Source organism: Streptomyces rectiverticillatus, assembly GCF_013394065.1.
Classification (GTDB): Bacteria; Actinomycetota; Actinomycetes; order Streptomycetales; family Streptomycetaceae; genus Streptomyces; species Streptomyces rectiverticillatus.
Genome location: NZ_CP040752.1, coordinates 2,124,563 through 2,146,110 on the forward strand (window position 1 = coordinate 2,124,563; position 21,548 = coordinate 2,146,110).

Consider the following 21,548-nt stretch of genomic DNA (forward strand, 5'->3'; position numbering starts at 1 on the left):
TAACCCCCGAAGGTGACGCAACCGTCGCCTCCGGGACCGGCCCGGCGTCCCGCCGTCCGTCAACAAATGCGAAGATGTTGTCTCGGCAGGACAGGGCCCCCCTAATCACAGGGCCGAAGAAACGCGGCCGAACGACAGCCGCCGCCCGGTCATCGGTGACCGGCTCCGGCGTACCCATGCATGGAGGACGTGACGTGGCGAACGACGCCAGCACCGTTTTCGACCTAGTGATCCTCGGAGGCGGTAGCGGCGGTTACGCCGCTGCCCTGCGCGGAGCGCAGCTGGGTCTGGACGTCGCCCTGATCGAGAAGAACAAGCTTGGCGGGACCTGCCTGCACAACGGCTGCATCCCCACCAAGGCGCTGCTGCACGCCGGTGAGGTCGCGGACCAGGCTCGCGAGAGCGAGCAGTTCGGTGTCAAGGCCACCTTCGAGGGCATCGACATCGCGGGCGTCCACAAGTACAAGGACGACGTGATCGCCGGCCTGTACAAGGGCCTGCAGGGCCTGGTCGCCTCCCGCAAGGTGACCTACATCGAGGGCGAGGGCCGCCTGTCCTCCCCGACCTCCGTCGACGTGAACGGCCGCCGTGTCCAGGGCCGCCACGTCCTCCTCGCGACCGGCTCCGTGCCGAAGTCGCTGCCGGGCCTGGAGATCGACGGCGACCGCGTCATCTCCTCGGACCACGCGCTCACCCTGGACCGTGTGCCGAAGTCCGCGATCATCCTGGGCGGCGGCGTCATCGGCGTCGAGTTCGCCTCCGCGTGGAAGTCCTTCGGCACCGACGTCACCATCGTCGAGGGCCTGAAGCACCTCGTCCCGGTCGAGGACGAGAACAGCTCCAAGCTGCTGGAGCGCGCGTTCCGCAAGCGCGGCATCAAGTTCAACCTGGGCACCTTCTTCCAGAAGGCGGAGTACACCGCCGACGGCGTCAAGGTCACCCTTGCGGACGGCAAGGAGTTCGAGGCCGAGGTGCTGCTGGTCGCCATCGGCCGCGGCCCGGTCTCCCAGGGCCTGGGCTACGAGGAGCAGGGCGTCGCGATGGACCGCGGCTACGTCCTGGTCGACGAGTACATGCGCACCAACGTGCCGACCATCTCGGCCGTCGGTGACCTCGTCCCGACCCTCCAGCTCGCGCACGTCGGCTTCGCAGAGGGCATCCTGGTTGCGGAGCGGCTGGCCGGTCTCAACCCCGTGCCGGTCGACTACGACGGCGTGCCGCGCGTCACGTACTGCCACCCCGAGGTCGCTTCCGTCGGCATCACCGAGGCGAAGGCCAAGGAGCTGTACGGCGCCGACAAGGTCGTCGCTCTGAAGTACAACCTCGCGGGCAACGGCAAGAGCAAGATCCTGAAGACCGCGGGCGAGATCAAGCTCGTCCAGGTCAAGGATGGTGCCGTCGTCGGTGTCCACATGGTCGGCGACCGCATGGGTGAGCAGGTCGGCGAAGCCCAGCTGATCTACAACTGGGAGGCGCTGCCGGCCGAGGTCGCTCAGCTCATCCACGCGCACCCGACGCAGAACGAGGCTCTGGGCGAGGCTCACCTGGCCCTGGCCGGCAAGCCGCTGCACTCGCACGACTAAGTCCCGAGCGCACCACCATCCGCACTACTCGTAAGGAGCAACCGCAACCATGGCGGTTTCCGTAACCCTGCCGGCGCTCGGCGAGAGCGTGTCCGAGGGCACCGTCACCCGTTGGCTCAAGGCCGAGGGTGAGCGCGTGGAGGCCGACGAGCCGCTGCTCGAGGTCTCCACCGACAAGGTCGACACCGAGATCCCGGCCCCCGCGTCCGGCATCCTCGCCTCCATCAAGGTGGCCGAGGACGAGACGGTCGAGGTCGGCGCCGAGCTCGCGATCATCGACGACGGCAGCGGCGCCCCCGCCGCCGCCGAGGCTCCGGCCGCTGCCGAGGCTCCGGCCCCGGCCGCCGAGGCCCCCGCCGCCCCGGCTCCGGCCGAGGCCGCCCCCGTGGCCGAGGCCCCTGCCGCCCCGGCCGCCGCCGAGGCTCCGGCCGGCGCCGCCCAGGGCACCGACGTGGTCCTGCCCGCGCTGGGCGAGTCCGTCACCGAGGGCACCGTCACCCGCTGGCTGAAGCAGGTCGGCGAGACGGTCGAGGCCGACGAGCCGCTGCTCGAGGTCTCCACCGACAAGGTCGACACCGAGATCCCGGCCCCGGTCTCCGGTGTGCTGCTCGAGATCGCCGTCGGTGAGGACGAGGTCGCCGAGGTCGGCGCCAAGCTGGCCGTGATCGGTGCCGCGGGTGCGGCTCCGGCCGTTGCCGCTCCGGCCGCCCCGGCAGCCCCCGCCGCCGCTCCGGCCGCCCCGGCCACCCCGGCCCCGGCTGCTGCTCCGGCCGCCCCGGCGACCCCGGCTCCGGCTGCGGCCCCCGCCGCTCCGGCCGCCCCGGCCGCCCCGGCTCCGGCTCCCGCGCCGGTCGCTCCGGCCGCCCCCGCGGCGCCGGCCCCGGCCGCCGCTGCCGCCGTCACCGACGGTGCCTACGTCACGCCGCTGGTGCGCAAGCTCGCCGCCGAGAACGCCGTGGACCTCACCCGGGTCCAGGGCACCGGCGTCGGCGGCCGCATCCGCAAGCAGGACGTCATCGCCGCCGCGGAGGCCGCCAAGGCCGCCCCGGCTCCGGCTGCCGCCCCGGCCGCCGCCGCGCCGAAGGCCCCGGCCCTGCAGGCGTCGCCGCTGCGCGGTCAGACGGTCAAGATGCCGCGCATGCGCAAGGTCATCGCCGACAACATGATGAAGGCGCTGCACGGCCAGGCTCAGCTGAGCTCCGTGATCGAGGTGGACATCACCAAGATCATGCGGATGCGCGCCAAGGCCAAGGACTCCTTCGCCCAGCGCGAGGGCGTCAAGCTGTCGCCGATGCCGTTCTTCGTCAAGGCCGCCGTCCAGGCGCTGAAGGCCTACCCGGTCATCAACGCCCGGATCAACGAGGACGAGGGCACCATCACCTACTTCGACTCCGAGAACGTCGGCATCGCCGTCGACTCGGAGAAGGGCCTGATGACCCCGGTCATCAAGGGTGCGGGTGACCTCAACATCGCGGGCATCGCCAAGAAGACCGCGGAGCTGGCCGGCAAGGTCCGCACCGGCAAGATCAGCCCGGACGAGATGTCCGGCGCGACCTTCACGATCAGCAACACCGGCTCGCGCGGTGCGCTGTTCGACACGGTCATCGTGCCCCCGAACCAGGTCGCGATCCTGGGCATCGGTGCGACCGTCAAGCGCCCGGTGGTCATCAGCCACCCGGAGCTGGGCGAGACCATCGCCGTCCGCGACATGACCTACGTGACGCTCTCCTACGACCACCGTCTGGTGGACGGCGCCGACGCCGCCCGCTACCTGACGGCGGTCAAGGAGCTCCTGGAGGCCGCCGAGTTCGAGGCCGAGATCGGCCTGTAGTCCTCGCGGCACGGCAGGATGTCATCAGGGCGCGGCCCCGGCTCGTTTCGTACGAGCCGGGGCCGCGCTCTTGTGCACCGCCGGGATAATTGACGTACCGCCGCACCCGCACCGCCGCACCGCCCGGGCGCCGCCACACCGCCCCGCACCACCCCGCACTACGCGCACCACCCCGCTGAGGAGCCTCTCCCATGGCCACACCCGTCGTGCACTCGCTGCGTGAGCAGATCCGCGAGCACATCCTCGAAGGGATCGTCGGCGGGCGCTGGCAGCCGGGCGAGCGGATCGTCGAGCGCCGGATCGCCGCCGAGCTGGCGGTGAGCCAGACGCCGGTGCGCGAGGCGCTGCGCGAGCTGGAGTCGCTGCGGCTGATCGAGTCCTCGCCCAACAAGGGAGTCCGGGTCCGCGAGCTGACCGCCACGGACCTCAAGGAGAGCTATCCGGTCCGGGCCGGCCTGGAGCAGGTGGCCGCGGAGCTGGCCGCGCCCGCGCTGGCCGAGGACGTCTCGGCGCTGGAGCCGGAGGTGGCCGCGCTGTACGAGGCGGACCGGGTGGGCGACGGCGAGGCGCAGGTGCGGCACACGGTCGCCTTCCACCGGGAGATCGTGAAGGCCGCGGGCAACGCCGTCCTGCTGCACACCTGGGAGTCGCTGGGCATCGAGGTGTGGACGACGCTGTCGATCCGCTGGCTCAGCCCGGAGCCGCGCGCCCACGCTGAGGACCACGCCGAGATCGTGGCCGCGTTCCGGCGGCGGGACCCGGCGATCGGGGAGCTGCTGAAGACGCACGTGCTGAGCTGCGCGCCGAGGATCTGAGTCGAGGATCCGACGCGCCGAGGATCCGAGCCCCGTTGTCTCTGTTGGGTCTCAAGGATTGATCGATCATCGATCAGGGGCGTACAGTCTCGTTCGAGCCGTCCCGCGCGCCCTGTCCTGTGTCGCGGCACGGCTCAGAAGTGACGACAGGAGCCCGTGCGTCTTCCTGCCCTGGCTGCGCACCGGCTCCTGTCGCCACTCCCCTTACCTCTTGAGTCATTCGCCCCTTGAGCCGCTTACCCTTTGAGCCATGCGCGCCGCACGGCTGATCAAATTGGTGCTGCTGCTCCAGTCCCGCCCTTCGATGACGGGCACCGAGCTGGCCCGGCAGCTGGAAGTCTCCGAGCGCACCGTCGCGCGGGACGTCCTCGCGCTGTCCGAAGCGGGCGTTCCCGTCTACGCCGACCGCGGCCGCACGGGCGGCTACCGCCTCGTCGGCGGCTACCGCACGCGCCTGACCGGCCTCGGCCGAACCGAAGCGGAGGCGCTCTTCCTTTCCGGAGTCCCCTCCGCGCTGCGCGAGATGGGCCTGGCCGACGCGGCCTCGGCCGCCCGCCTCAAGGTCTCCGCCGCCCTCCTGCCCGAGCTCCGCGACGCCTCGGCGTCCGCGGCCCAGCGCTTCCACCTCGACGCACCCGGCTGGTGGCGCGAGGGCGACCCGCCGCCCCTGCTGCCGGCCGTCGCGGACGCCGTCTGGGACGACCGCCCCGTCACGGCCCGCTACCGGCGGCGGGACACCGAGGTCGAGCGCGAGCTGGAACCGTACGGCCTCGTCCTCAAAGGGGGCATCTGGTACGTAGCGGCCCGCGCCGGCGAGCAGTTCCGCGTCTACCGGGTGGACCGCTTCACGGCCGTGGCCGCCCGGGCGGAACGCTTCGCACGGGACGAGACGTTCGATCTGCCGGCCTTCTGGGAGGAGCGGGCGGCGGAGTTCGCCCGCTCGATCCTGCGCGACCGGGTCGGCCTGCGGCTCACCCCGGACGGCGCCCGGCGCCTGCCGCACGTGACGGACAGCGCGGCCGCCGCCGACGCCCTGGCGGCCGCCCCGGCCCCCGACGGCCTCGGGCGCGTCACGGTCGGCCTGGCCGTGGAGTCCCTGGAGGTGGCCTACGAGCAGCTGCTCGGCCTGGGCCCGGAGGCGGAGGTCCTGGACCCGCCGGAGCTGCGGCTGCGCTTCGCGGAGGCGGCCTCGCGAACGGCCGCCCTGTACGCCCGGCCGGGCGGCGGCCCTACCTGTAGTCCGCCTCCTGCGGATCCTTGCCCGCCTCCAGGTCCTTGATGTAGCGCCAGGCGTCGGGCCGGGTGCCGTCGGTGTCGGTGAAACCGTAGACGCGGGCCAGTTGTCCGCTGGACAGCGACTGCCCGTTCCACCGCGCCACCTCGGGGTCGGCGGCGAGCGCGGCCACGGCGCGCCCGACGTAGACCGGGCTCTCCGAGATGCAGAAGTGCGGGTCCTCCCGCAGGGCGTCGCGCCAGGTCTCCTCGGTCACCTTCTTGTACGTGTCCAGCATCGCCTCCGACCGCAGGTATCCCGGTGTGAGGCAGACCGCGGTGCACCCGAGGTCCCGGAGCTCCTCGGCGAGCCCCAGGGTCATGCGGATCGGCGCGTACTTGGCGAGGTCGAAGGCGAGGTGACCGCGGTAGTTCGCGTTGTACTCGGCCGTCCCGTCGGTCACCTCGACCACCAGCCCGCCGGGCCGCCGCGTCAGCAGCGGCAGCGCGAAGCGGCTGGTGATCAGGTGGGAGTCGATGCCGAGCCGCAGGATGCGCAGGTCCGCGTCCAGGTCGTGCTCCCACATCTTCCTGCTGAAGGCGTCGGGGAAGCCGACGAGGTGGTCGCCTCCCCACAGGCCGTTGACGAGCACGTCGAGCCGCCCGTGGTCACGGTCGATGCGCTGCACGAGCGCCTCCACCTGCGCCGGCTCCAGGTGGTCGGTGGGAACGGCGATCCCCGCACCCCCGGCCTCGGTCACCAGTTCGGCCGTCCCCTCGACGGTCTCGGACCGCCCGACCTCGCTGCGGTGCTCGCGCGTCGTCCGGCCGGTCACGTAGACGACCGCACCGGCCCTGCCGAGCTCGATCGCCATCGCGCGGCTCGCGCCGCGGGTGGCCCCCGCCACGAGCGCGACCCTGCCCGCGAGCGGCCGGTCGTCCTGCGTCGTCCGGGTCTGCGTCCGCGTCTGCGTACTCATGTCCTCGGGTCTCCTCTCCTCGGTACGGTCGCGACCCTGCCACCGATACAAGACACCCTCTGTCCTGTTTCACGCGTCACACCGCGCCCGGTGACACGCCCCGATAACGAGACGGCCGCATCCGCCCCGCTCCGCGTGCGGGGGCCGGTGCTTGGCCCGATGCTGGTGGCGTGGACGAGACGGAGTTCTGGGAACTGATCGACACCACGCGCGAGGCCGTCGACGGCGACGCCGAGGACCAGGCGGACCTGCTGGTCGAGCGGCTGATGCAGCTCGACCCCGAGCGCGTGGTGGACTTCGCCCGGCACTTCGAGGCCCGCTACAACCGCGCCTACCTGTGGGACCTGTGGGGCGCGGCGGCGGTCATGCTGAACGGCGCGAGCGACGACGTCTTCGACTACTTCCGGTGCTGGCTGATCGGCCAGGGCAGGGAGGTCTTCGAAGGGGCGATACACGACCCGGACGGGCTCGCCGAACTCCTGGAGGACTTCGACGAGGAGGTCGACGGGGACGGCGAGGACCTCGGCTACGCGGCCGACGAGGCGTACGAGCAGCTCACCGGGGCCGAGATCCCGGACCTGGGGCTGCCCGACCAGCCGGCGGAACCGCTCGGCACGCCCGTGGACCCGGAGGACGAGGCGGCGCTCGCCGAACGGTTCCCCGCGCTGTGGGACCGGTTCAGGGAGTGAGGAAGCGCCCCATCATCACGTCGTCGACGTAAGCACCTTCCAGCAGGAACTCCCCCGGCAGCACGCCCTCCACGACGAAGCCCTCCGAGGCGTACAGGCTCCGGGCGGGTGCGTTGTGCCCGAGCACCCGCAGGGTGAGCCGTACCGCCCCCTGCCGCCGGGCCTCCTCGCCCGCCGCGCGCAGCAGCGCCCGGGCGACGCCCTGCCCGCGGAAGGCGTCGTCCACCGCCAGCCCCTGGATCTGGCGCACGTGGGCGTTGCAGGCGAGCGGCGTGGGCGCCACCAGCCGTATGTACCCCGCGAGCCGGCCGCCGGTCTCGGCCACCAGGATGTGCTCCGGCCGGTTCCGCTCGGTGAAGAACGGTTCGTACGGCGGCTCGGGTCGCGGCTGCACCGCGTGCAGGGGGGACCACGTGCGCCGGTCCAGCTCGGCGAGGGCTGCATCGTCGGCCTCGGTGGCCGTACGGATGATCGGATTCACCATGGGGCCACTGTGCCAGGCGCGCCCCACGACTCCTCTGCCATTTTTTCGGGACCCGCGGGCAGGATGAGGCGTATGCGGATCGCGATCACCGGTTCCACCGGGCTCATCGGCACGGCGCTCGTGCGCTCCCTGCGGGCGGACGGCCACGAGGTGGTACGCCTCGTGCGGCGCGAACCCCGCGCGCGGGGCGAGGTCTCCTGGGACCCCCTGCGGCAGACCGTCGACGCCTCCGGCCTCGCGGGCTGCACGGGCGTGGTGCACCTGGCGGGCGCGGGTGTCGGCGACCACCGCTGGACGGCCTCCTACAAGAAGGAGATCCGGGACAGCCGCGTCCTCGGCACCGCCGCGATCGCCGAGGCCGTCGCCTCCCTCGACACCCCGCCGCGCGTGCTGGTCAGTGGCAGCGCGACCGGGATCTACGGTGACACCGGCGACCGGCTCGCCGACGAGAGCACCCCGCCCGGGCGCGGCTTCCTCGCCGACGTCTGCCAGGAGTGGGAGGACGCGGCCGGGGCCGCGGCCGAAGCGGGCATCCGGACCGTCTTCGCACGCACCGGGCTGGTCGTGGCCCGCGAGGGCGGGGCGTGGGGCAAGCTCTTCCCGCTCTTCCGGGCGGGCCTCGGGGGGCGCCTCGGCAACGGGCGGCAGTACTGGAGCTTCATCGCCTTGCAGGACCACGTCGCCGCGCTCCGCCACCTCCTGGAGGCCGACGATGTGGCCGGGCCCGTCAACCTCACCGCCCCCCATCCGGTCACCAACCGTCAGGTGACCGAGGTGATGGGGCGCGTACTGCACCGGCCGGCGCTGTTCCCCGCGCCCGCCCCGCTGCTCCGGCTGGTCCTCGGCGAGATGGCCAAGGACGTGCTGGGCAGTCAGCGGGTCGTGCCCCGGAGGCTGCTGGACTCCGGGTTCTCCTTCACCTTCCCGGACGTCGAGAGCGCCGTACGAGCGGCGCTGGCGGACACACGCTGACCACGGACCGCGCACGCGGCAGGCGGCCGTGCTACCCGCCGTGCGACCGTGCCCTGTCCGTGCGCGACTGTTATTGACCGAATTTCTCTCTACGGTCAAGTCAAATCGCGCATCGCCACGGCCCGTTGAGGGCATCAGGGCACCGAGCGAGCGGACCGAACCCGGGAGGGCACGTGCTCAGCAGCGCACGCGACACCGCTATCGACGCCGACGTCGTCATCGTGGGAGCCGGCCTCGCCGGGCTCTCGGCGGCGCACCGGCTCACGGCCGCAGGGGTTACGGTCGCCGTCCTGGAGGCCGCCCCCCGCGTCGGCGGGCGGATGGCCACCGACCGTGCCGACGGCTTCCGGCTGGACCGCACGGCCCAGCTGCTCAACACCTCCTTCCCGGAGCTCCTGCGCACCCCCGGCCTCGACGCGCTCGTCCTGAAGCCGTTCACGCCGGGGGTCCTCGTCCACGCCGACGGGCGCAACCAGCGCACGGCCGAACCCCGCACGGCCAAGCGCGCGTTCACCACGGCTCGGGCCCTCGCGACCGCGGCGCGCGCGTCCCGGGCCGGCGGCCTCGACCAGGCCCGGCTGGGCGCCGCGCTGGGCCGCCTCGCCGCCCTGCCCGCCCACCGCGTCCTCGCCCGGCCCGACCGGCCCACGGCCGAGACGCTCGCCGGCCGCGGCCTGCCCGCCCGCACCGCCGAGGTGTTCCTGCGGCCCCTGCTGGCGTCCCTGCTGTGCGATCCGGACCTGACCACGTCCAGCCGCTGCGCCGACCTCGTCCTGCGGGGCTACGCGCGCGGCCGCCTCTGTCTGCCGGCCGGCGGGGCGGACACCGTACCGGCGCTGCTGGCGGACCTGCTGCCGCCCGGCACGGTGCGCACCGGCGTCCACGCCAAGGCCGCCTGCACCACCTCCGTGACCACCGCCGAGCACGGCGTCCTGCGGTGCCGCTCGGTCGTCGTGGCCACCGGCGCCCGCGCCGCCGCCGAACTCATCCCCGGCCTGCGGCTGCCCGGCTTCCACCCGGTGACGGTGCTCCACCACACCGCGGACGAACCGCCGCTGCGCGAGGCCTCGCTCATCATCGCCGCGGGCCGCCACGGGCCCGTCGCGCACACCATGGTGACCAGCGAGGTGGACCCCTCGCGGGCGCCCGCCGGGCGGTCCCTGATCACCTCGACGGTGCTGGGCGCGGCCGCGGGCCTGCCCGTCGCCGAGCTCGACCGGGCCGCGCGCGCCCAGCTCTCCCGCGTCTACGGCGCCCCGGCCGCCGGCTGGCGGCTCCTCGCGGCCCACCACGACCCGGAGGCGGTTCCGGCCATGCCGGCCCCCCACGACGTGCGCCGCCCGGTGCGGCTGCTGTCGGGCCTGTACGTGTGCGGCGACCACCGCGACACCAGCACGGTCCAGGGAGCGTTGTTCTCGGGCCGAAGGGCCGCCCTGGCAGTCCTACGGGACCTGGGCATCCGGGCCCCCCAGGACACAGAGGAACTACAGGCGGCGTAGCGGCCTCCGGCCGGGCCCCCGGTCGCACGGCTCGTACGGCACCGCCGGACACCTCCGGTGGGGGCTTGAGCACCGTCGCGGCGGCTTCAAGAGGCCCGGCCTCTTGAACTCCGGGCTCTTGCCTGCGGCAGGCAGCCTCTTGCCGCAGGCAAAAACCCTCCGCCGCAACGACGAGCAACCCCACCGAAGGTGACCGGCGGTGCCGAGCCGCCCCCGGCCAGGCCCGAGACGACCCGCAGACCGGACGAGGCTCAGGGCCGCAGAGCCAAGCCCCCTGCCGCAGGCAAAAACCCTCCGCCGCAACGGCGAGCAACCCCACCGGAGGTGACCGGCGGTGCCGAGCCGCCCCCGGCCGGGGCGGCGTACCAGCCCGCCGCAGGCGACCCGGCAGCGGGGGCACCGCGATCCCCCACCGCCGGGCCGGCAGGCCTACAGCGTCGCCACCTTCTCCCGGTACGCCCGGACCGCCGCCGCATCCCGGTACGGCTCCAGCCTCCGCTCGAAGTCGCGGATGTACTCCAGCGCCCGCACCGACCGCATCTCGGCCGCCGCCTGCGCCGCCTCCGCGCCCAGCTGGCACGCCTGCTCCAGCTCGCCCAGGCCGAGCCGCGCCGTGGCCAGCACCACGCGGCAGAAGAGCCTGCTGCGGGCGTACGCCTGGCTGCGCAGCTGCAGGGAGCGCTCCGCGTGCTGCGCGGCGGCCCGGTACTGCTGGAGGTCGCGGTGGCAGTGCCCGAACTCGTCCGCCAGCTGGGCCTCGTCGAAGAACCGGGCCCAGTACGGCACGTCGTCCCCCGGCCGGGAGGACTCCAGCGCCCGCTCCGCCCGCGCCAGCGACGCCGAGCAGGCCCGTACCTCGCCGAGGACGCCGTGCCCGCGCGCCTCCACCGCGTGCAGCAGCGACTGCACCACGGACGGGGCGCTGGACCCGATGCCCTGCTGGGCGACCCTGGCCAGCTGCACCGCCTCCCGGCCGTGGCCGAGGTAGACGGCCTGCCGGCTCATGGTGACCAGCACGTAGCTGCCGTAGGCACGGTCACCCGCGGCCTGGGCGAGCCGCAGCGCCTGGACGAAGTACCGCTGCGCCAGGCCGTGCGCGGCGATGTCGTACGACGTCCATCCGGCGAGCCGGGTGAGGTCGGCGACGGCGGCGAAGAGCCGCCGCCCCGTCGCCTCCCCGTACGTGCCGCGCAGCATCGGCTCGGCCTCGTGCTCCAGGTAGCGCACGAGGGCCTGGCGGGCGTGCCCGCCGCCGTAGGCGTGGTCGAGCGTGCGGAAGAGCTCGCCGACCGAGCGCAGCGCGGCGATGTCGCCCATCGAGACCCGGCCGCCGGGGCCGCGTTCGACGTGCCGCTGGCGGGGCGGGTGGCCGCGCCCCTGGGCGGGCACGCGGCCGCCCTCGGAGGCGGGGGCGCCGCGGGCCACGCGCTCGTCGGCCCGGCCGATCAGCCAGTCCCGGCTGGGCACCACCAGCCCGGCCGGGGTGAAGGCGATCTTCCGGAGCTCGGTGTGGCTGCCGGAGTCCTTGCGCCAGAGGCCGCTGACGATGTCAATGGCCTCCTCCGGGGACGCGGCGAATTCGAGCCCCGCGTACACCGGGGCGCAGGCGTCCAGCCCCAGGTCCTGCGCGGACAGCCGCCGCCCGAGCCGCCGGGTGAAGACCTCGGCGATCAGCGCCGGGGTGGTGCCCCGGGGCTGCTGGCCGCGCAGCCAGCGGGTGACGGACGTCTTGTCGTAACGCAGGTCGAGGCCGTGCTCAAGCCCTAACTGATCGACTCGCCGAGCCAGCCCTGCGTTGGAGAAGCCCGCCTCCGCGATCAACGCGGCGAGCTGACGGTTGGGGATGCGCTGCGGGGGTCGTTCCGTCATCAGCCTGCCGGTCTCCCTGATCTCGTTCTGGAACGGCGCGAACTTAGCGGTCCTCAACGCCCTGATCGCTCCCTTCGCCCCGCATTCATCCGATCGTGTGAGGACAGATCAAATACACCCGGAGGGCGGTCCGGACCCCACTCGCCCTCCGCCCGCGGTGCGCCGCCCGCCTGCGGCGATGTCCGCGGGCCGCCGTACAGTGGCAAGGGCGCGTCTAGAGCGTGGGAATTCACGTGAGATGCACCCATACGCGCCACACGCGCCACCCGCGCGCCCTCACCGGGGCGCGTGCGGGGGCACGGCACAGTCGGAGCAGAGTCGAAGAGGAGCTGAGGAGCCGCCGTGAATGAGCTGCGCTTCGTCCACCTGGGCTTCGGGGCGGACGCCGTCGAGTATCAGGAGGCTTGGCAGGAGCAGCGCCGGGTCCACGCCGCCCGGTTCGCGGACGAGGTCCCGGACACCTGCCTGCTGCTGGAGCACCCGGCGGTCTACACCGCGGGACGGCGCACGGAGGACAGCGAGCGCCCCCTGGACGGCACGCCCGTCGTCGACGTCGACCGCGGCGGGAAGATCACCTGGCACGGCCCGGGGCAGCTCGTCGGCTATCCCATCCTCAAGCTGCCGCGCCCGGTGGACGTGATCGCCCACGTCCGCCGGCTGGAGGAGGCGCTCATCCGCGCCTGCGCCGAGCTGGGCCTTGAGACCACGCGCGTCGAGGGCCGCAGCGGCGTCTGGGTGCTGGGCGACCCCGTCGAGGAGCGCCCGGCCGTCGGCGGCCTGTCCCTGGACTTCGACCCCCGGCTGACGGACGAGGAGTTCGACCCCCGGCTGAACGGCCCGGAGTACGCCCCCTCGAACGCCGGCCAGCGCCGCGAGGACCGCAAGCTGGCCGCGATCGGCATCCGGATCGCCAAGGGCGTCACGATGCACGGCTTCGCGCTGAACTGTGATCCTGACAACACCTGGTTCGACCGGATCGTGCCCTGCGGCATCCGGGACGCCGGCGTGACCTCGCTCTCGAACGAGCTGGGCCGGCGGGTGTCCGTGGCCGAGGTCCTGCCCGTGGTGGAGAAGCACCTGCGGGAGATCCTGGAGACGGCGGAGCCGCTGCCGCGGGTGGTGGAGACCACGGCGGGCTAGCCGGGCCGGCGTCGACCGGTGGGGGCCGGTGGGGGCCCGGCGTCGACCGGTGGGGGGAATGTGGCCCGGGTTCCATGAGTTGCCTTGGGCATACGAGTAAGAGCGTAGGAAATATCGGGCGTACCCTGGTGTCCGCCGAAGAATCGAAGCCATAGGGAGCCGGACGTGTCGGCAGTCGCACCCGACGGACGCAAGATGCTGCGCTTGGAGGTCCGGAACGCCCAGACCCCCATCGAGCGCAAGCCCGAGTGGATCAAGACCCGGGCGAAGATGGGCCCCGAGTACACCGAGCTGCAGGGCCTGGTGAAGCGCGAGGGTCTGCACACCGTCTGCCAGGAGGCGGGCTGCCCGAACATCTACGAGTGCTGGGAAGACCGCGAGGCGACGTTCCTCATCGGCGGCGACCAGTGCACCCGGCGCTGCGACTTCTGCCAGATCGACACCGGCAAGCCCCAGGCCCTGGACCGTGACGAGCCGCGCCGCGTCGGCGAGTCGGTCGTCACGATGGACCTGAACTACGCCACGATCACCGGCGTCGCCCGCGACGACCTGGCGGACGGCGGCGCCTGGCTGTACGCCGAGACCGTGCGCCAGATCCACCTGCAGACCGCCGGCCGCGAGGGCGGCCGCACCAAGGTCGAGCTGCTCGCGCCGGACTTCAACGCGGTCCCCGAGCTGCTGGAGGAGGTCTTCGCCGCGCGCCCCGAGGTCTTCGCGCACAACGTCGAGACCGTCCCCCGGATCTTCCGCCGCATCCGCCCCGGCTTCCGCTACGAGCGCTCGCTGGAGGTCATCACCAAGGCCCGCGAGGCCGGCCTGGTGACCAAGTCCAACCTGATCCTGGGCATGGGCGAGGAGCGGGCCGAGGTCACCGAGGCCCTGCGCGACCTGCACGAGGCGGGTTGCGAACTCATCACGATCACCCAGTACCTGCGTCCGTCGCCGCGGCACCACCCGGTGGAGCGCTGGGTGAAGCCGCAGGAGTTCGTCGAGCTGAAGCAGGAGGCCGAGGAGATCGGCTACGCCGGCGTCATGTCCGGCCCCCTGGTCCGTTCGTCGTACCGGGCCGGCCGCCTCTACCAGCAGGCGATGGAGCGGCGCGCGGCGGCGCCCTCCGCCCAGGCGGTCTGACCGGCTCCGACCTGCATGGACGCCCCCCCGGCGCGGCAATGGACGCGGCCCGTATCACCCCCCGCAGGACGGTGGGGACGATACGGGCCGCGTCAACATTTCATAGGTGTTTGACCAAGAGGTCATGCGTTGGTAACACCGTTCGGTGACGATAGGGGTACGCACAGCAGTTCCCATGCACGGCGTTTCCCAGCACACTTCTCCGTCGGTACGCACCGCCAGCCCCCCGCTGCCCAATGATTCACTTCCGCTCCCGAGGGGACAACGACATGCAGGCCGCGCCCGCCCAGGCAGCGATGGCGACAGCCACCCGCGCCGCTTCCACCCTGCCCGCGACGCTCTCCGTCCGGCCCCCGTCCGTCACCGGGGCCCTGCGGGCCCTGGAGGGGCTGCTGATGCGCGGCGGCCAGCGCACCGCCCGCCGCAACGCCTGGACCGCGGTGCTGGAGGACCGCCGCCGCGCCAAGGACAGGCGCGAGGCGCAGCACGTGCTGGAGGCCGTGGCGGCCCCCGGTCCGCAGGCGACGTAAACTTCGCCTTATGGCGAGGAAGGCAACACCTGAGAAGCAGGGGCGACTGCAGCAGATCGTCCTGTCCTACAAGCTGACGCGTGAGGCGGACCCCAAGGTCGGCCTGATCGTCGCGGCAGTGGGCATCGTGACCCTCGGTGTCCTGCTCGCCGTGGGCTTCGCGATCGGCCACCCGGTCTACCTGGGCATTCTGGGCGTCCTGCTGGCGTTCCTCGCGATGGCGATCGTCTTCGGCCAGCGCGCCCAGCGCGCCTACAACAGCAAGCTCGAGGGTGTGCGGGGCGCCGCCGCGTCCATCCTGGAGCAGCAGATGGGCCGGCAGTGGACGACCACGACCGCCGTCGCCTTCAACCGTGACGAGGACATGGTCCACCGCGCCGTCGGCAAGGCCGGCATCGTCCTCATCGGCGAGGGCAACCCCGGCCGGGTCAAGGGCCTGCTGGCGGCCGAGAAGCGCAAGATGGCGCGCATCGTGACGGACGTCCCCGTGCACGACTTCATCATCGGCAACGGCGAGGGCCAGCTGCCGCTGAAGAAGCTGCGTACGACGCTGGCCAAGCTGCCGCGCGTGGTGGCCGGCGACAAGGTCACGGCGACCACCGACCGCCTGCGGGCCATGGGCGACCCCATGAAGAACATGCCGATCCCGAAGGGTCCGATGCCCAAGGGCATGCGGATGCCGAAGGGCCGCTGAGGCGCCGGGGCGGGAAATCGAAGAGGGCGGGGCGGATCCTTTCGGATCCGCCCCGCCCTCTTGTGTCTTCTTGTGTCTTCGCGTCCGCCGGTCTTCCGTCTGCTCGGATCAGTTCCGCACCTGTACGGCGCGGGAGAGGCGGTCGTGCAGGCCGCGGGTGTCGCGGTCCCAGATGACGGCCGGGATGACGACGGCGAGGAGTACGCTGCGGAACAGGACGCGGGGCAGCGAGAGGCGTCCGCCGCCCTCGCTGATCACACGCAGCCCGAGGAGGCGCTTGCCGGGGGTGCAGCCGACCGTACCGACAGTGACGACACTGAGTACGAAGAAGATCAGCAGGGCCCAGTTGCCCGCCTGCTGGGGCTTGCCGTCCGCGAGGAGGGCGTAGGCGATGAGCATGCACAGCGCCCAGTCGATGAAAACGGCGCCGAAGCGCCGTCCGAGCGGGGCGATGGAGCCGGGCCCGTCCGCCGGGAGCCCGAGGCGCTCGCCCCGGTGCCCGAAGTCGACGCCCATCTCCTCGGCGGCCGCGCGCGGGCCGGAGAGCCATGAGCCGATTGCTTGCCTGTTGTCCACCCGTCCACGGTACTGCGCCCGCATTCGTTCCCTTCGGCCCGGGGTCGCACGTCCGTGTGGCGCACCGGCCCCGCGACCACCGGCCGTATCCGTTTCCGTACCCCTGTCCGTACCCCTGTCCGTATCCGTTTCCGTATCCGCCCCACGACCGTGTTTCAGAGCACGTACCGGCCGCATCCCGGTTAACCTCGGCGAAACAAATGGGTCATGCCCGGGAAATCCCGTCTCTCTAGGGTCGGCCCCAGCGCGCACCACTGCATGGGAACTGCATCTGCGGAGCCTGCATAAATCCGCACAGGGACCGCGCCACCGAAACAACCCCGGCCGTTCACGGGCGGGCTAGGAGGAGTTGGATGTTCCAGAACGGCGACGACGCCAAGAAGTTCATCGCGGACGAGGACGTCAAGTTCGTCGACGTCCGGTTCTGCGACCTGCCCGGCGTGATGCAGCACTTCACGATCCCGGCTGCGGCGTTCGACCCGGCCGAGGAGCTGGCCTTCGACGGCTCCTCGATCCGCGGTTTCCAGGCCATCCACGAGTCCGACATGGCGCTGCGCGCGGACCTGTCGACGGCTCGCGTCGACCCCTTCCGCCGGGACAAGACGCTCAACATCAACTTCTTTATCCACGACCCGATCACCGGCGAGCAGTACAGCCGTGACCCGCGCAACATCGCGAAGAAGGCCGAGGCCTACCTCGCCTCCACGGGCATCGCGGACACCGCGTACTTCGGCCCGGAGGCGGAGTTCTACGTCTTCGACAGCGTGCGCTTCAACACCGCCGCGAACGAGTCCTTCTACCACATCGATTCCGAGGCCGGCGCCTGGAACACCGGTGCGGTCGAGGACAACCGCGGTTACAAGGTCCGCTACAAGGGCGGTTACTTCCCGGCCCCGCCGGTCGACCACTTCGCCGACCTGCGCGCCGAGATCTCCCTGGAGCTGGACAAGGCCGGCCTGCAGGTCGAGCGCCAGCACCACGAGGTCGGCACGGCCGGCCAGGCGGAGATCAACTACAAGTTCAACACGCTGCTCGCCGCGGCCGACGACCTGATGCTCTTCAAGTACATCGTGAAGAACGTCGCCTGGCGCAACGGCAAGACCGCCACCTTCATGCCGAAGCCGATCTTCGGCGACAACGGCTCCGGCATGCACGTCCACCAGTCCCTGTGGACCGGCGGCGAGCCCCTCTTCTACGACGAGCAGGGCTACGCGGGCCTGTCGGACACCGCCCGCTACTACATCGGCGGCATCCTCAAGCACGCCCCGTCGCTGCTGGCCTTCACCAACCCGACGGTGAACTCCTACCACCGCCTGGTCCCCGGCTTCGAGGCCCCGGTCAACCTGGTCTACTCCCAGCGCAACCGCTCCGCCGCCATGCGCATTCCGATCACGGGCTCCAACCCGAAGGCCAAGCGCGTCGAGTTCCGCGCCCCGGACCCGTCCTCGAACCCGTACCTCGCGTTCTCGGCCCTCCTCCTGGCCGGCCTCGACGGCGTCAAGAACAAGATCGAGCCCGCCGAGCCGATCGACAAGGACCTCTACGAGCTCGCCCCCGACGAGCACGCGAACGTCCCCCAGGTCCCGACCTCCCTCCCGGCCGTCCTCGACGCCCTGGAGCAGGACAACGAGTACCTGCAGGCCGGCGGCGTCTTCACCGCCGACCTGATCGAGACCTGGATCGACTACAAGCGCACCAACGAAATCGCCCCGATCCAGCTCCGCCCGCACCCGCACGAGTTCGAGATGTACTTCGACATCTAAGAGGCAGGGTCGGGCGACCTGGGCGGAAGCCTTGCAAACGGGCTGTGACCTGCGGAAACTCTTCTCAGCAGTTCTCACTGTCATCGCTTGCTTTCCGCCCCCTTGTGCACCGAGTGTGCACCGCCCGGCCAACACTCTGACTTAGCGTCACAACAACAGCGAGGGCCGCTACCCACAAGGGGCAGCGGCCCTCGCTGGCTTGTCCGGCTCTGTGCGCGGCAGCAGCCTTCTTCGTCTCCCAGTAATGGGGCGGGTCGGCGACCTGTGGCGATGGGTGCTGTGGGTCGCTGACCTGGTCTTTTGTCGATGGGTCGCGTTGGCTCTAGACGGTCACGACTGAGCGTCTTGCGGACCCTGTGCGGACTGACACTCGTCACGTGGCTGACGAAGTAGCCATGTGATTGGCAGCCAGCACGCCAACAAGCACTCCACCCGGTACGGGGACAGGCGGCATGTCCGGGCCCTGCGTCATGAGTGCTGGCTCGAGGGTGATCTCCTCTGTCAGGGCCTTCCATGAGGTTCGATGATCTTTGTGAGACGGTCGTGGGAGGATGACCCCGGGCAATAGGCCGATGTGCAGGGGTTGCCCGTAGGCCAGCAGTCTGAAGCCTGCCTCTGTGTAATAGCGGGCAAGGTGCGAACGTGAAGGTTCAAAGTCCACTATCAGTAACCGGCAACCAGACTCCCGAAGCTGTGCTTCTGCATGCTTCAGCAGTTGGAAGCCAAGCCGCATGCCCCGCGCTTGAGGGGCGACAGCCAGGGACTCAATCGTCGCTATGTTCCGTGCCAGCGCCGGTTTAAAGGGCTGTGCGAGTTGATCGGATCCTGTGATCCAGTCAAAGGGGGAAACCGCGGACAGTGCGCCCACAAGCTTTCCGTCCCTGTTCTCGGCGACTAGGTTCAGGCACAGGCCGCGGTCGGGTGGCATGACCAGTCCCGAGTCGATCATGTCTGACAGGGGGTCAAATACATCTGGGTGCTCGGGATCGACAGGAAGTAATAGCTGACGGACTGTCTCACCTTCGCCAGGGCGGGCTTCTCGGATCGTGATGCCTTCGGCAGCTTGTCTCTTTCGCGTCGCCAGGGCGGCTGCTCGTTCTCTCGACTTACGTCCCATGGTGCGCTGGTCTCCTAAATTTGGATCTGTCGCCTACGGTTCGAGGCGGGTGCATAGCTGGATCTAGTCGGCAGCTGGCAAGTGTTGGTGCAGGCGGCGGAGGAGGTCGCGGGCATCCACGATCTCGATCAGCGGAAGACCGCGCTTGTCGCGTGCTACGTTCGCGGTCTGTACGGCAACTGTCTTGTGGTGATTCTGGCCGTCTGTTACAAATGCATCAGTTCTTGATGAAACGCTCTGGCCTACTCTCCCCCCTGCCTGTCGGAGCGCCTGTCGCCACTCTTTGTTCTGGATCCCGTAGGGGGTGCCACTGAGGATGATGGTGATACCAGACAGAGGTCCTTCCTTGGTGATCGATCTAAACCAACTCGGTGTCTTCTTGGCCTGGGAGCGGTACATGGCATCCCAGTAGCCGCCCTGCGATTTGAGGAAAACGTTGGGATTCTCTGGGTCTATGTTTCCAAGGCCCTTCCGATGGCGATCCGTTTCTTCTTTCCGTGTCGGTTCTCGCGTCCATCTGGCCAAGATTCCGGCATCCGCTAGGCGTATTCGAATCTCGTCAAATGGTCTGCCGGTCTTGCGGGTCCACCAGTGCCGGACGATCTGGTCATTCTTGCTCGTGTTACAGTCTGCGCAGGCTGGGACCAGGTTGTGGTAGGCCCACGGCCCTCCACGAGAAACCGGTCGCACGTGATCAATGTGGGCCGCCTTCTGTTCCTGGCAGTAGATGCACAGTCCGTCCGTCTTGGCATACACCACGTGTGGTGGTGTGCCGTCGTGTTCAACATTGTGCTCAGCTGAACGCCGCCGTTGCTTTCGTTCTATGCGGCGGATCAGATCCCTTTCCTTATATTCTTTTTGCTGAGCGTCCCACCAGTCTGGGTACTTCTCCATCAGATAGGCATCGTGCCGGGCGTAACGTTCTGATTTCTTTCATCGTTAAGGGTGAGCGGTGGATTCTTACGGCCGATAGAGCGCATTTGGCAGATCTTGCACCAGGCCATCAAGCCATCTGGATATCGCGGCCCCGCGTAGAAGCCGGAGGCAGGTTTGACTGTGTCGCAGAAAATGCACTGCTTCGGATCGGTGCTGCGTGGGTGATTCATGCGCAATGTATTCTCCATGCTTGTTCGCTGGTCAGGGAAGGGGTCGGCTTGGGTCCGTGCGTCTCTAAAAGCGCGGGGCGGTAGGGCGGGTATGGCCGTGATTCGATAGGGCGCTTGCCTGCTATCGGAGAAGGCGGGCCGCCTTTTGCTGGAGTTGTGCCGCGTCGGGCATGTCCCGGAACCGGTTGAGTCGAGTGCGCATGTCTTGGACTGCGGTGTGGACTTTCACCGATCGGATGCCGTCCGCGCAGTTGACGAACTCGGTCCAGGTGGTGAGAGCGCCGTCGAGGTCGCCTTGGCGGAGGCGGACGCCACCGAGGTCGGCGAGGACGATCGCGCGGGTGCGGCGGCGGTCGAGCCCGTGGATGTCCAGGGCGAGGCGGAGATGTTCTTCGGCGGCATCGAGGTCGCCGAGGCGGGCTAGGATCATGCCCGATTCGTGGGCCCACCGGCCCGGCGAGTAATGGGCCGCCCAGGACTCGCCTGCAGTGGCGCCTGAGCGGCCGATGGCCGTCTCGGAAAGGGCGAGGTGGCGGGTAGCCAGCTTGCGGTCGTTGTCCTGGGCGGCGGCGTTGGCGAAGGTGGCTTCGTAGTAGGCGACCGCCCGGGGGTTGTCGAGGTCCTTGCCGTAGCGTACGCACGCTTCGGCGAGCTGGACGGCTTCGGCCCGGAACCCGAGGTCGGTGGCCTGGACGGCCAGGCCACGCAGAGCGGTGGCAGAGAGTTCGGGGTCGCGGGCTTCGGCGGCGAGGCGATAGGCGTGCGCGTAGTACTGCTGGGCCCGGCCTTGGTGTTCGGCGTCTTTGCCCTCGTCCTGGGCCATCCAGCCGGCGAGGTGGACGAGCTGGGAGGTGGCGGCGAACAGCTCGCGGCCGGTGGCCTCGGTGTACTTGCCGTTCAGCCAGGGAGCGACGTCGTCGGTGAGGTAGCGCACGGCCAGGTGGCGGGCATGGCCGCCACCGAGCTCGGCGGCGGCGTCGCCGAGGGCCTTGACCATCTGTTTGACGGCGGTGACCTCTCCAGCGCCGACGCGGACGGCTCCGGCTGAGGCGGTCTTGGTGCGGCGGGTGATGCTGTCGAGGTCGGGCAGCGCGAGGGCGCTCAGGGCGTAACCGCTCGTGGCGGCCAGGAAGTTCCGGCGGTGCACGTCTCGCCTCCCCAACTGGATGACTGAAGCCACGGTATCGGTGGCCTCTGCATTAGAACCGGCGTTTTGGATCTCTCCTGAGGGCTCTAAGTCCAAGTCGAGGACCTGGACGACGTACGGGAGCCAGTGCGTCGGTGCCCGCTCGCCCTTCAGCCACCGACGGGCGTACTGACGCTCAAGGGTGTCCGGGGGCTGCCCGGCGGCGACGCTGACTGCCCGAGCGAGCTTGGTGGGGCCCCAGCCGCGCTTCTCGCACGCGTGTCGGATGAGTTCGGCGAGCTCCTGTTTGGTCGGCACGATGCCGTCGCCTCCTGGCCTACACGGGCCTACAGCTGCCCTACATCCTGGCCCCTCCTCGCCCTCCCCGTACGGCCCTTCACTGAAGCTCACCGCCCGACCTGCGAGGGCGG

19 protein-coding genes are annotated in these 21,548 nt (G+C 70.7%); 12 read left to right on the forward strand and 7 right to left on the reverse strand.

All coding sequences use genetic code 11. The annotated features are described in order from the left end of the window. Positions 1-194 precede the first annotated feature (194 nt). The 4 genes from lpdA to FGW37_RS09075 all read left to right on the forward strand — a co-directional run bounded on the left by lpdA (position 195) and on the right by FGW37_RS09075 (position 5,508). A complete protein-coding gene (gene lpdA, locus FGW37_RS09060) occupies positions 195-1,583 on the forward strand; it encodes a dihydrolipoyl dehydrogenase (RefSeq protein ID WP_179080601.1) in 1,389 nt (462 codons plus the stop codon). 49 nt (positions 1,584-1,632) lie between these two features. Beyond that, positions 1,633-3,414, forward strand: a complete 1,782-nt coding sequence (sucB, locus tag FGW37_RS09065) for a 2-oxoglutarate dehydrogenase, E2 component, dihydrolipoamide succinyltransferase (RefSeq protein WP_179080602.1) — start codon at positions 1,633-1,635, stop codon at positions 3,412-3,414. A gap of 191 nt (positions 3,415-3,605) precedes the next feature. Beyond that, positions 3,606-4,229 (forward strand): GntR family transcriptional regulator, encoded by a 624-nt coding sequence (locus FGW37_RS09070; RefSeq protein ID WP_058044749.1) that lies wholly within the window; start codon positions 3,606-3,608, stop codon positions 4,227-4,229. A 250-nt stretch (positions 4,230-4,479) separates the two neighbouring features. Continuing rightward, a complete protein-coding gene (locus tag FGW37_RS09075) occupies positions 4,480-5,508 on the forward strand; it encodes a helix-turn-helix transcriptional regulator (protein ID WP_179080603.1) in 1,029 nt (342 codons plus the stop codon). Here the strand turns inward: FGW37_RS09075 and FGW37_RS09080 are convergent. Further along, positions 5,459-6,421 carry an SDR family oxidoreductase gene (locus tag FGW37_RS09080; protein WP_179080604.1) on the reverse strand — a complete coding sequence of 321 codons (963 nt, stop codon included), beginning with the start codon at positions 6,419-6,421 and terminating at the stop codon, positions 5,459-5,461. The two genes, FGW37_RS09075 and FGW37_RS09080, sit on opposite strands and share 50 nt — an antisense overlap. A 170-nt stretch (positions 6,422-6,591) precedes the next feature. On the opposite strand from FGW37_RS09080, the gene FGW37_RS09085 reads away from it, so the two are divergent. Beyond that, complete coding sequence (locus FGW37_RS09085) at positions 6,592-7,110, forward strand: DUF4240 domain-containing protein (protein ID WP_179080605.1); 519 nt, start codon at positions 6,592-6,594, stop codon at positions 7,108-7,110. Here the strand turns inward: FGW37_RS09085 and FGW37_RS09090 are convergent. Then, positions 7,100-7,594 carry a GNAT family N-acetyltransferase gene (locus FGW37_RS09090; RefSeq protein WP_179080606.1) on the reverse strand — a complete coding sequence of 165 codons (495 nt, stop codon included), beginning with the start codon at positions 7,592-7,594 and terminating at the stop codon, positions 7,100-7,102. The two genes, FGW37_RS09085 and FGW37_RS09090, sit on opposite strands and share 11 nt — an antisense overlap. Before the next feature lie 63 nt (positions 7,595-7,657). Here FGW37_RS09090 and FGW37_RS09095 point away from each other — a divergent pair, with 63 nt between their 5' ends. Next, on the forward strand, positions 7,658-8,566 hold the full coding sequence (locus FGW37_RS09095) for a TIGR01777 family oxidoreductase (protein WP_179080607.1): 909 nt from the start codon (positions 7,658-7,660) through the stop codon (positions 8,564-8,566). 173 nt (positions 8,567-8,739) lie between these two features. After that, entirely contained in the window at positions 8,740-10,065 is a 1,326-nt protein-coding gene (locus tag FGW37_RS09100) for an NAD(P)/FAD-dependent oxidoreductase (RefSeq protein ID WP_179080608.1), read from the forward strand. 429 nt (positions 10,066-10,494) lie between these two features. Here FGW37_RS09100 and FGW37_RS09105 read toward each other — a convergent pair whose 3' ends face one another. Further along, on the reverse strand, positions 10,495-11,934 hold the full coding sequence (locus FGW37_RS09105) for an NsdA family TPR-like regulatory protein (protein ID WP_179084589.1): 1,440 nt from the start codon (positions 11,932-11,934) through the stop codon (positions 10,495-10,497). A gap of 342 nt (positions 11,935-12,276) precedes the next feature. On the opposite strand from FGW37_RS09105, the gene lipB reads away from it, so the two are divergent. The 4 genes from lipB (at position 12,277) to FGW37_RS09125 (ending at position 15,429) form a co-directional block, all read left to right on the forward strand. Continuing rightward, a complete protein-coding gene (gene lipB / locus FGW37_RS09110) occupies positions 12,277-13,074 on the forward strand; it encodes a lipoyl(octanoyl) transferase LipB (RefSeq protein ID WP_179080609.1) in 798 nt (265 codons plus the stop codon). A gap of 165 nt (positions 13,075-13,239) precedes the next feature. Then, entirely contained in the window at positions 13,240-14,205 is a 966-nt protein-coding gene (lipA, locus tag FGW37_RS09115; RefSeq protein WP_179080610.1) for a lipoyl synthase, read from the forward strand. Positions 14,206-14,474: 269 nt separating this feature from the next. After that, complete coding sequence (locus FGW37_RS09120) at positions 14,475-14,735, forward strand: SCO2195 family GlnR-regulated protein (protein ID WP_058044740.1); 261 nt, start codon at positions 14,475-14,477, stop codon at positions 14,733-14,735. 10 nt (positions 14,736-14,745) lie between these two features. Next, positions 14,746-15,429, forward strand: a complete 684-nt coding sequence (locus tag FGW37_RS09125; protein WP_179080611.1) for a DUF4191 domain-containing protein — start codon at positions 14,746-14,748, stop codon at positions 15,427-15,429. 108 nt (positions 15,430-15,537) lie between these two features. On the opposite strand, the gene FGW37_RS09130 is transcribed toward FGW37_RS09125, so the two are convergent. Next, the gene (locus tag FGW37_RS09130; RefSeq protein ID WP_179080612.1) at positions 15,538-16,005 is read right to left on the reverse strand and encodes an RDD family protein; all 468 of its coding nucleotides are present in this window, start codon (positions 16,003-16,005) and stop codon (positions 15,538-15,540) included. Between the two features lie 353 nt (positions 16,006-16,358). Between FGW37_RS09130 and glnA the strand changes: the two genes are divergently transcribed. Next, entirely contained in the window at positions 16,359-17,768 is a 1,410-nt protein-coding gene (gene glnA / locus FGW37_RS09135; protein WP_179080613.1) for a type I glutamate--ammonia ligase, read from the forward strand. Between the two features lie 373 nt (positions 17,769-18,141). Here the strand turns inward: glnA and FGW37_RS09140 are convergent, their stop codons facing one another. From FGW37_RS09140 to FGW37_RS09150, 3 genes are all read right to left on the reverse strand, one after another. After that, complete coding sequence (locus tag FGW37_RS09140; protein ID WP_179080614.1) at positions 18,142-18,885, reverse strand: GNAT family N-acetyltransferase; 744 nt, start codon at positions 18,883-18,885, stop codon at positions 18,142-18,144. 63 nt (positions 18,886-18,948) lie between these two features. Continuing rightward, positions 18,949-19,779 (reverse strand): HNH endonuclease, encoded by an 831-nt coding sequence (locus FGW37_RS09145; protein WP_179080615.1) that lies wholly within the window; start codon positions 19,777-19,779, stop codon positions 18,949-18,951. A 333-nt stretch (positions 19,780-20,112) separates the two neighbouring features. Next, positions 20,113-21,435 carry an NsdA family TPR-like regulatory protein gene (locus FGW37_RS09150; protein ID WP_246430320.1) on the reverse strand — a complete coding sequence of 441 codons (1,323 nt, stop codon included), beginning with the start codon at positions 21,433-21,435 and terminating at the stop codon, positions 20,113-20,115. Between the last annotated feature and the right edge of the window lie 113 nt (positions 21,436-21,548).

What these genes read in the sequence shown, in the direction of transcription:
- FGW37_RS09075 (WP_179080603.1), top strand. Translation starts at nt 4,480, where the DNA reads ATGCGCGCCGCACGGCTGATCAAATTGGTGCTGCTGCTCCAGTCCCGC.
- FGW37_RS09120 (WP_058044740.1), top strand. Translation starts at nt 14,475, where the DNA reads ATGCAGGCCGCGCCCGCCCAGGCAGCGATGGCGACAGCCACCCGCGCC.
- FGW37_RS09140 (WP_179080614.1), bottom strand. Translation starts at nt 18,885, where the DNA reads ATGGGACGTAAGTCGAGAGAACGAGCAGCCGCCCTGGCGACGCGAAAG.
- FGW37_RS09095 (WP_179080607.1), top strand. Translation starts at nt 7,658, where the DNA reads ATGAGGCGTATGCGGATCGCGATCACCGGTTCCACCGGGCTCATCGGC.
- FGW37_RS09070 (WP_058044749.1), top strand. Translation starts at nt 3,606, where the DNA reads ATGGCCACACCCGTCGTGCACTCGCTGCGTGAGCAGATCCGCGAGCAC.
- FGW37_RS09145 (WP_179080615.1), bottom strand. Translation starts at nt 19,779, where the DNA reads ATGGAGAAGTACCCAGACTGGTGGGACGCTCAGCAAAAAGAATATAAG.
- FGW37_RS09090 (WP_179080606.1), bottom strand. Translation starts at nt 7,594, where the DNA reads ATGGTGAATCCGATCATCCGTACGGCCACCGAGGCCGACGATGCAGCC.
- sucB (WP_179080602.1), top strand. Translation starts at nt 1,633, where the DNA reads ATGGCGGTTTCCGTAACCCTGCCGGCGCTCGGCGAGAGCGTGTCCGAG.
- glnA (WP_179080613.1), top strand. Translation starts at nt 16,359, where the DNA reads ATGTTCCAGAACGGCGACGACGCCAAGAAGTTCATCGCGGACGAGGAC.
- FGW37_RS09125 (WP_179080611.1), top strand. Translation starts at nt 14,746, where the DNA reads ATGGCGAGGAAGGCAACACCTGAGAAGCAGGGGCGACTGCAGCAGATC.
- FGW37_RS09080 (WP_179080604.1), bottom strand. Translation starts at nt 6,421, where the DNA reads ATGAGTACGCAGACGCGGACGCAGACCCGGACGACGCAGGACGACCGG.
- FGW37_RS09105 (WP_179084589.1), bottom strand. Translation starts at nt 11,934, where the DNA reads ATGACGGAACGACCCCCGCAGCGCATCCCCAACCGTCAGCTCGCCGCG.